The 8,554-nt window shown below is 44.8% G+C and carries 6 protein-coding genes and 1 pseudogene; all 7 read right to left on the bottom strand.

Translation table 11 applies throughout. From position 1 onward, the window contains the following. Positions 1-231 (bottom strand): annotated as a pseudogene (locus ACEW8S_RS12760) (hypothetical protein); the annotation flags it as partial. 4 nt (positions 232-235) lie between these two features. Further along, positions 236-2,635, bottom strand: coding sequence for a carboxypeptidase-like regulatory domain-containing protein (locus ACEW8S_RS12755; RefSeq protein ID WP_373518527.1), 2,400 nt, complete (start codon positions 2,633-2,635; stop codon positions 236-238). 171 nt (positions 2,636-2,806) lie between these two features. Continuing rightward, positions 2,807-5,026, bottom strand: coding sequence for an NADP-dependent isocitrate dehydrogenase (locus ACEW8S_RS12750; RefSeq protein WP_373518526.1), 2,220 nt, complete (start codon positions 5,024-5,026; stop codon positions 2,807-2,809). 829 nt (positions 5,027-5,855) lie between these two features. Continuing rightward, complete coding sequence (gene rplS / locus ACEW8S_RS12745; RefSeq protein WP_373518525.1) at positions 5,856-6,206, bottom strand: 50S ribosomal protein L19; 351 nt, start codon at positions 6,204-6,206, stop codon at positions 5,856-5,858. Positions 6,207-6,362: 156 nt separating this feature from the next. Further along, positions 6,363-7,037 (bottom strand): tRNA (guanosine(37)-N1)-methyltransferase TrmD, encoded by a 675-nt coding sequence (gene trmD, locus ACEW8S_RS12740; protein ID WP_373518524.1) that lies wholly within the window; start codon positions 7,035-7,037, stop codon positions 6,363-6,365. Positions 7,038-7,084: 47 nt separating this feature from the next. Beyond that, positions 7,085-7,711, bottom strand: coding sequence for a tRNA (guanine-N1)-methyltransferase (locus tag ACEW8S_RS12735; protein ID WP_373518523.1), 627 nt, complete (start codon positions 7,709-7,711; stop codon positions 7,085-7,087). 158 nt (positions 7,712-7,869) lie between these two features. Next, on the bottom strand, positions 7,870-8,554 hold a 685-nt coding region (locus tag ACEW8S_RS12730; RefSeq protein ID WP_373518522.1), incomplete at its 5' end, for a S1C family serine protease.

The following is an 8,554-nucleotide window of genomic DNA, read 5'->3' as shown; positions in this document are numbered from 1 at the left end:
ATCCGGATTCAGAATTGTTATCTGCTGTAGTTCTGCAGCCGAGGTTTCCGTAAAAAAAGAACTGGTTAGGCTAGCATTTATTATCACATTGGTTATGGAAGCGTCTTCGTCGATACGAATCAGGGCGTCTACACTGAGCCGTGATTGTTCAGAAGGCACATCGATGTCAACTACATCTTCGCATCCCGTAAACAGTAAAAAGCCCGTAAAAATTAGAAATAGCCTTTTCATGGTCTTAGAATTTAAAATTATAGGTCGCTGCGGGTACTATACCAAAGATCGAGGTACGAACGGCTTCATTGGCACCGGTATCTTGATTGCGCCGAAAGTTGATCGATGCTGCATTTCTTCGGTTGTACAGATTATAGATGCTGAATACCCATTCGCCCTTCCACTTTCTTTGGTCGTTCTTTTTCGGGGTCAAGGTCGCCGATACATCGATGCGGTGATAGGCAGGTAATCGCTGTTCATTCCGTAAGCCGTAATAGGGCACGGTAAGCCCCTGAAATTCGAACTGCCCAATCGGGTAATTGGTTGGCTGCCCGGTCTGATAGACAAAATTGGTATTGAAGCTCCATTTTTTGTCGAGTTCGTAACTGCCGTAAAGCGAAATATCGTGGGTTTTGTCGTAGGGCGTGTTGTACCATTCCCCGAAATTGATACCGGTTTCCATGTTCGAACGGCCATTATCCGTTTTTGGAATACGACCGGGTGTACGCTGTTCTGATCTCGATAGCGTGTAGGCCAGCCAGCCTTGGAGCCTCCCTTCGTTTTTCCGCAATAGAAATTCTAGGCCATAGGCTCTGGCTTCTCCGTTCAGTATTACGGTTTCGATGGCATCGTTGGCGATCAGGTTGGCCCCGTCGATATAATCGATGCGGTTTTGTACATCCTTATAAAAAATCTCGGTTTCCAAGGAATAATCGCCATTGGCGAAATTTCTGAAGTAGCCCACGGCATATTGGTCCAAAATCTGAGGTTTTACGAAAGGTCCGCTTGGTGTCCACACGTCCAACGGGGTAGGGGAGTTGGTGTTCGATAAAAGATGTAGGTACTGCGCCAAGCGGGTATAGCTGGCCTTAAATGAATTGTCGTCGTTCAGGGTGTAAGCCATTGAAAGTCTAGGCTCTAAATTATTGAAGGTCGCCAGATTACTGCCCCGACCGGGATTGATGGTGCGAATGGGATCAGCCTCTTGATATACGAGTAAAAAAGGATCGAATAGTACGGGATTATCGTTTTGATATACATTCAGTTCATCTTGCCCGAGTCTTATAAAGTTGCTGAAGCGTAGACCGTAATTCAGGCTTAACTTTGGTGTGATGTCATGCTCCACTTCGATGTAGGCCGCGAATTCGTTGGCATATTTTTGAATGAGCTGCTCTTCCAAAATTCCCGAATCCGCTCGACTGGGCTCGATTTTACCAGGATTGAACCGATAGTAGATATCGTTGATACCATAATTTATCTGTAACTTATCGTTGACATAATGCTTGAGGTCATATTTTACATTGAAGTTTTGGATACCTGAATTCCAATTGAAGCCAACGAAATCAAGTTTGAGACCATAGTAATAGTCCGAATAAATGAGGGAGAGGTTGGAGAACAGTTTGTCGGAGAAGAGATGGTTCCAGCGAAAATTACCGACGGCATTGCCATACGTGTTGACAAAGCTATCGCTGATGCTAAAAACATCCCTACCGAAATAACCGGATAGAAAAACGCTGTTCCGGTCGTTGATGTTGTAGTTTATCTTGGTATTCAGGTCATAGAAATACGCTTTATTGTCCACATCGAAGAGCGGTAGGAACAGGTGGGCGTACGATGAGCGGCCACCGACCAAGAATGCGGCCTTATCCTTTACGATGGGGCCTTCTGCCAGCAGTCTGCTCGCCACCAGTCCGATGCCCCCATTTACCTTGAACGCCTTACTGTTGCCTTCCTTTTGGAAAATATCCAGCACCGACGAGACCCGGCCACCATAACGTGCGGGAATTCCCCCTTTATATAACTTGATATCCTTGATGGCATCGGGATTGAAGACCGAGAAAAAACCGAACAGGTGTGAGGAATTGAAAATGATCGCTTCGTCCAACAGTATCAGATTCTGGTCCACCGCACCGCCGCGAACATTAAATCCGGATGCGCCCTCACCGGCATTTGTCACGCCGGGCAAGAGCAAGATGGACTTGATTACGTCGGCCTCGCCCAAGATTACCGGAATCTTTTTAATAGTGGCAGCCGATAAGGTATTGACGCTCATCTGCGGCTTCCGGATGTCCATTTTTTCCACGTCCTCTGTTACCACGACCTCATCAAGCGCTTCGGCGGCCTCTTCCATTTTGATGTTGAACTTTAAATTTTGGGAAAGATCGATGGTCTGCACTACTTCCTTGAAACCTAAATAGCTTACCTGAAGCTGATACTCCCCTTCGGGAAGTGTGATGGAATAAAAACCATATTCATTGGTGGTTACCCCGGTTCGTAATTCTGGTATGGCAACGGTGACGCCGATGAGGGTTTCATTGCTGGCTGCTTCGGAAACGGTGCCACTGATGGTATATTTTTGTTGTGGGAAAGCTAGTAGGTAGCTGTGGAGAAAAATTAAAAGGAGGATTCGGGTCTTTCTATCCATCAAAGACGATTTTTTTAGGCTCGGGCGATGTTCCGTAAATGTAAATAGAAATTAACCTCTGTCCGCTACGTTAACAATTATTTAAAAAAAAGACCGCTGTCGGTGGACAATGGTCTTTTAAAGGATTTTACTTTACGGCATCGGGCATCGGGTATCGGGTATCGCCCACTTCTAAATATTCGCCAGTATCCCGTTCAGGGTTTTACTTGGCCGCATTGCTTCCTCTACCATTTTTGGATCGGGCAGATAATATCCCCCGATTTTCTGCGGACGACCTTGTGCGGCAATGAGCTCCCCGGTTATTTTTGATTCGTTTTCATGTAGGGTTTCGAAAACCTCCGAGAACCTTGATTTCAAATCTTTATCTTTATTTTGTTCGGCCAAAGCTTCGGCCCAATATAGCGCCAAGTAGAAATGGCTGCCTCGGGTATCAAGTTCGTTGACCTTGCGGGAAGGTGATTTATCGTTGATGAGAAATTTTTCCGTAGCGGTGTCCAAAGCGTCGCCAAGAACACGGGCTTTTTCGTTGTTGTATTTCTCGCCGTAAAAATCCAGCGAAACTCCCAAGGCCAAGAATTCACCTAGGGAATCCCACCGAAGATGCCCTTCTTCCAAGAACTGTTCCACGTGTTTTGGCGCGGAACCGCCGGCTCCTGTCTCAAAGAGTCCACCGCCGTTCATCAAGGGAACGATCGATAGCATCTTTGCGCTGGTACCGACTTCCAGAATAGGGAAAAGGTCGGTAAGATAATCCCGCAAAACGTTGCCGGTTACGGATATGGTGTCCTTTCCTTCCTTAATACGCTGTAATGTGAATTTTGTGGCTTCTAGAGGAGATAAAATGCGGATGTCAAGACCTGAGGTATCGTGTTCGGGCAGGTAGTCGTTCACTTTTTTAATCAGTTGCGCGTCGTGGGCACGGGCCTCGTCCAACCAAAAAACGGCCGGATCTTTTGTGGCCCGGGCACGGGAAACCGCTAGCTTGACCCAATCCTGAATAGGGGCGTCCTTCACTTGGCACATCCGCCAGATATCTCCCTTTTCCACGGAATGCTCGAACAGCACGGCATCTGAGTTCAAATCCATTACCTCGACCGTACCGGCGGTACCGATTTCGAAAGTTTTATCATGTGAGCCGTATTCCTCGGCCTTTTGCGCCATAAGGCCCACATTGGGCACCGTACCCATGGTGGTCGGGTCAAAAGCGCCGTGTTTTTTACAGAAAGCTATAGTGGCGGAATAGACATCGGCGTAACTGCTATCGGGAATTACGGCCTTGGTATCCTGTGTTTTCCCCTCGGCGTTCCACATCTTTCCAGCGTTGCGGATCATGGCTGGCATCGAGGCATCGATGATTATATCACTGGGTACATGCAGATTCGTAATGCCCTTATTGGAATTGACCATGGCCAGATCCGGCCCATTAGAGATGGTTTTTTTGATATCGTTTTCGATTTCCTCGCGTTTACCGGAAGGCAGTTCGTCAAGTTTGCGGTAAAGATTTTCGAGTCCGTCATTGGCGCTGATGCCTAATTTCTGGAAAGTGGAATCGTGTGTATTGAAAACGTCCGCAAAAAATACTTCGACGGCATGGCCGAATATGATTGGGTCGGAAACTTTCATCATGGTAGCCTTTAAGTGCAATGAAAAAAGTACTCCTTTTTCGTTGGCATCTTTCACCTGTTTTTGAAGGAAGGCCATCAAGGCTTTTTTGTCCATCACCGTAGCATCGATAATCTCACCGGCCACAAGGGAAATTTTTTCCTTTAAAAGAACGGTTTTTCCATCGTTCTGTACGAGTTGGATTTTTATATCGGTAGCCTTGTCGATGGTACGTGATTTTTCATTGGATTTAAAATCCCCATGATCCATGGTCGCGACATGCGTTTTTGAATTGGGGCTCCATTCGCCCATCGAATGTGGATTTTTCTTAGCGTAATTTTTAACCGCACGAGGTGCCCTTCTATCGGAATTACCTTCACGAAGCACTGGGTTTACGGCACTGCCCTTAATCTTATCGTATCTCGATTTTATATTTTTTTCCTCTTCGTTCGAGGGCTCATCGGTGTAATTGGGTAATGCATAGCCTTTCTCCTGCAATTCTTTGATGGCTTCCTTTACTTGGGGAACGGATGCGCTAATATTCGGCAACTTAATGATATTGGCTTCGGGATTTTTGGCCAGTTGCCCTAGCTCGACAAGGTCGTCGGAGATTTTTTGGTCGTTGTTCAAAAAGTCGGGAAAAGTCGCTATTATCCGTGCGGCCAGCGATATGTCCTTTGTTTCAAGGTCGACATCCGCGGTTTGCGCAAAAGCCTTTACAATGGGTAAAAAGGATTGGGTCGCCAAAGCCGGGGCCTCGTCAGTTTTGGTGTAGAAAATTTTGGACATGAAGGTTTTGATTTTGGAATTCGTCTTGTACTTCTATTCGGAAAACCGCGGGGGCATAGCAGCATTGTTTTTCAACATGCCCTAATAGAAAAATCCAAGAGCAGTTCTTGTTTTAAGTGGAGCAAATATACAATTTTATGTGATGTTGGGGAGGGAAAGATGAAACGGGAACGATATCGAAATTTCGATGGTATACTCCTGCCTTTTGAAAGGTCAGGAGTTTTCAAATCGCAGGAATATCAAAAAAACAAAAGCCATATCATTGTATAAATACATTGATATGGCTTTTTAGAAGTAGTTAGCGAACTTTCTTCCCTGTCTAACGACAGATCGGCAATCCTTGATCGCATTCGCATCACTCATCCTGACGTTTGAAACACTTTCCGTCCTTTAAGTATTGAACCAATGGGACTTTTTGATGTTTCTTTTCCATTGTTTTAATGTACTTGTTTCTGTACGTAAAACCGAAGTTCTACATATCCGAACCAATAATACATCCACTTAGTCTTTTTCCGAAAAGCGACAGCCTTTCGGCACCAAGCTCATTTCTGATAAGGTGATACTGATATGTAATTACCACAACACCTACAACAAAAACTAAACAATAATATAAAGAACGTGAACTTTATAACGATTTTGAAATCCGCTTTGGACAAGCATTTCTCATTATCGTAGAATAAATGTAGTGTAAAATAGTGTTATCACCAAAATATTCAACAAATTAAAAACCAACAGTATATAAACATAGGTTATGAACAATTGTTCATAAACAAAAAAACCCGTCAAGATAGTTATCCTGACGGGTCGTGTATTTACATAACAGAAAGGCTTAGGAACGTATTTCCTTAATCCGTGCTTTCTTACCGGTAAGCTCCCGGAAATAGAAAATACGGGCTCTTCGTACTTTTCCTTTTTTATTGACTTCCACCTTTTGCAAAGCAGGCATATTGACTGGAAATATTCGTTCTACCCCTACTGTACCTGACATCTTACGAATGGTAAAGGTTTCGGTAGAACCACTTCCCCTTCTCTGAATGACTACTCCCTTAAAAAACTGGGTACGTGTTTTTTCACCTTCCTTGATTTCATAGTACACCGTTATGGTATCACCTGCTGAAAATTTCGGAAACTCTTTTTTTGGAACAAATTCGTCTTCTACGAATTTTATCAATGAATCCATGATCTTGATTTATGGTTATATTCGGATCAACATTCACGATTTTCGTCAGAGGTTGATTTAACAGGATGCAAAAGTAAGGGATATATTAGAAACTGCAATGTGTTTCTTCGATTTTGTCAACAATCAAACACCAAAACACAACGCTAAACTCCGGTTTCACTCCAACAAATCCGGTCGCAGCCGTTCCGTTCGTTTCTGCGCTTCATCTTCACGCCACTCCTCGATTTTATGGAAGTTACCGCTCAGCAGTATTTCGGGCACTTTCATGCCCTTGTATTCCGAAGGACGCGTATATACCGGCGGGGCTAAAAGATTGTCCTGAAAAGAGTCGGTCAGGGCGGAGGTTTCATTATTGAGCACTCCGGGAATTAAGCGGATAACGGCGTCGCATACTATGGCCGCCGCAAGTTCACCACCTGAAAGCACGTAGTCTCCCACGGAAATTTCTTTGGTGATAAAGGCCTCCCTGACCCGGTGGTCAACACCTTTGTAGTGCCCGCAAAGAATAATGATATTTTTTAACAGCGAAAGCCCGTTGGCCATTTTTTGGGTTAGCGTAGCGCCGTCGGGAGTCATGTAAATGACTTCATCGTAGTCCCGTTCCGCTTTAAGGGCGGCGATGCACCTGTCGATAGGTTCGATCATCAACACCATTCCCGCGCCGCCGCCGAACTGATAGTCGTCCACTTGGTTGTAGCTTTTGTCGGTATGGTCCCTAAGATTGTGCATGTGGACTTCTACCAAACCCTTTTCGATGGCCCTTTTTAGTATTGACGCTCCGAACGGACTTTCCAACAGCTCCGGTAGAACGGTGATGATATCGATGCGCATATAGGGGCGTAAACTTAAAAAAGCTCCGAGGGGAGCTTTTTTGGTTTCTATTTCTGTTTTTTGTATTTATTGATTTCGTCCTGTAGCTCCCTACTTATCTTTTGCTCCCTTTCTAAAGCCCTTCTTCGATGGTCTTCGTATTCCGTTTCCAGTTCCGAAAGATTAGTCTTGGCTTCTTGGGTAAGGATATTGCTGTTCCTGAATCTATAGATAAAGAAAAGCAATAGAATGAGCAGTCCGGCGATGACCGTCCATAATATGGCGTTGTAAGTGCCTTTCGACACCGCAATGCCCAAGAACGACATATTGTCTTTCTCTTCGGTAACGACTGCAAGACTATTGGTGGTATCCTCCAGTTTTTTTTCCAAGGAAGTTATGGTCGATTCGTGGCCCGCAATGGTAGCTTTCAGTTCAGCGGCACGCGTATTGAAGCCACTAAGGGTGTCCAAAACATTTTGGCGAAGCTGGTCCAAAGAAATTGTGCGTACCACTTCGTATCTTTTTCCATCCGCCCTGTAGTTTCCCGATTTTTCATAAACGAACTCAAACTGGCTATCGATTGGTCCATTTTCCAACGACGATCCTTCATCTTGTTCTTCGTCCTGGGCGTGCGAAAATTGCAGGCCAAAAGTCAACAAGACCGCTACCATTAATACTATTCTAAAACCTTTCATGTAAAGTTGAGTCTTTGCGTTAATGATTTAGAAGGCGAAAGTAATTCAATATTCTCAATTTAGAAAAAAAATTGCCCATAAGGTTGGATTTAAGCGGGTCGGTACCCATAAAAAAACGCCCGGTTTCGGACGTTTTTTATTTTAAGGATGTTCCCAACTTATTGAAAAATAAGCTTTTCGCGTTCCCCATCTTCGTTCAACATAGTGATAACGGTCTTTTCATATTTCGAAATCCGTCCGAAAAGGGCGCGCGCTTCTTGAATGTCATTGATTTCCTCATCGCCGAGAGCCAGTAAAATTTTTCCGTCAAGTCCGTAGCCGCGATATCTTTCGGGAACGCCTACGATACGCACTCCGGAATTTATCTTAAACATTTTACGTTCTTTATCCGTCAGATTTTTTACCTCGAGACCCATTTCGGGAACCACCAAGGTCTGTATTTCGCTGAGCATCACGGGAAGGGTCAATTTTTCACCATCCCTTTCAACGGTAACCTTCACCTCGTCACCCGGTTTTTTGGTGGAAAGATATCCGGTCAAATCGGGAAACTGATGTACCTTAATGTTATCGACCTGTTTGATGATATCGCCACTGCGGAGATCGGCTTTGGCAGCACCGGTATTTTCTTCGACCCCATCGATATAGACCCCATCGATATCCTTAATCCCTTTTTTTGCGGCGTAGGGTGTGTTCATCGGAATCGTGCTTACCCCTAATATACCTTTCTGTACATTGCCGTATTCCAAAATATCGTCCACTACCTTTTTGGCGATGTTACTGGGTACCGCGAAAGAATATCCGACGTACGAACCGGTCTGCGAGGTGATGGCCGTATTGATGCCT

Source organism: Pricia sp., from assembly GCF_041745955.1.
Classification (GTDB): domain Bacteria; phylum Bacteroidota; class Bacteroidia; order Flavobacteriales; family Flavobacteriaceae; genus Pricia.
Note: the sequence above shows the minus strand (reverse complement) of the source record. Positions and strands in the feature narration are given on the sequence as shown.

Excerpts from the sequence above, each read along its gene's own strand:
- ACEW8S_RS12755 (WP_373518527.1), bottom strand. The coding sequence starts at position 2,635 with ATGGATAGAAAGACCCGAATCCTCCTTTTAATTTTTCTCCACAGCTAC.
- ACEW8S_RS12750 (WP_373518526.1), bottom strand. The coding sequence starts at position 5,026 with ATGTCCAAAATTTTCTACACCAAAACTGACGAGGCCCCGGCTTTGGCG.
- ACEW8S_RS12735 (WP_373518523.1), bottom strand. The coding sequence starts at position 7,711 with ATGAAAGGTTTTAGAATAGTATTAATGGTAGCGGTCTTGTTGACTTTT.
- rplS (WP_373518525.1), bottom strand. The coding sequence starts at position 6,206 with ATGGATTCATTGATAAAATTCGTAGAAGACGAATTTGTTCCAAAAAAA.
- trmD (WP_373518524.1), bottom strand. The coding sequence starts at position 7,037 with ATGCGCATCGATATCATCACCGTTCTACCGGAGCTGTTGGAAAGTCCG.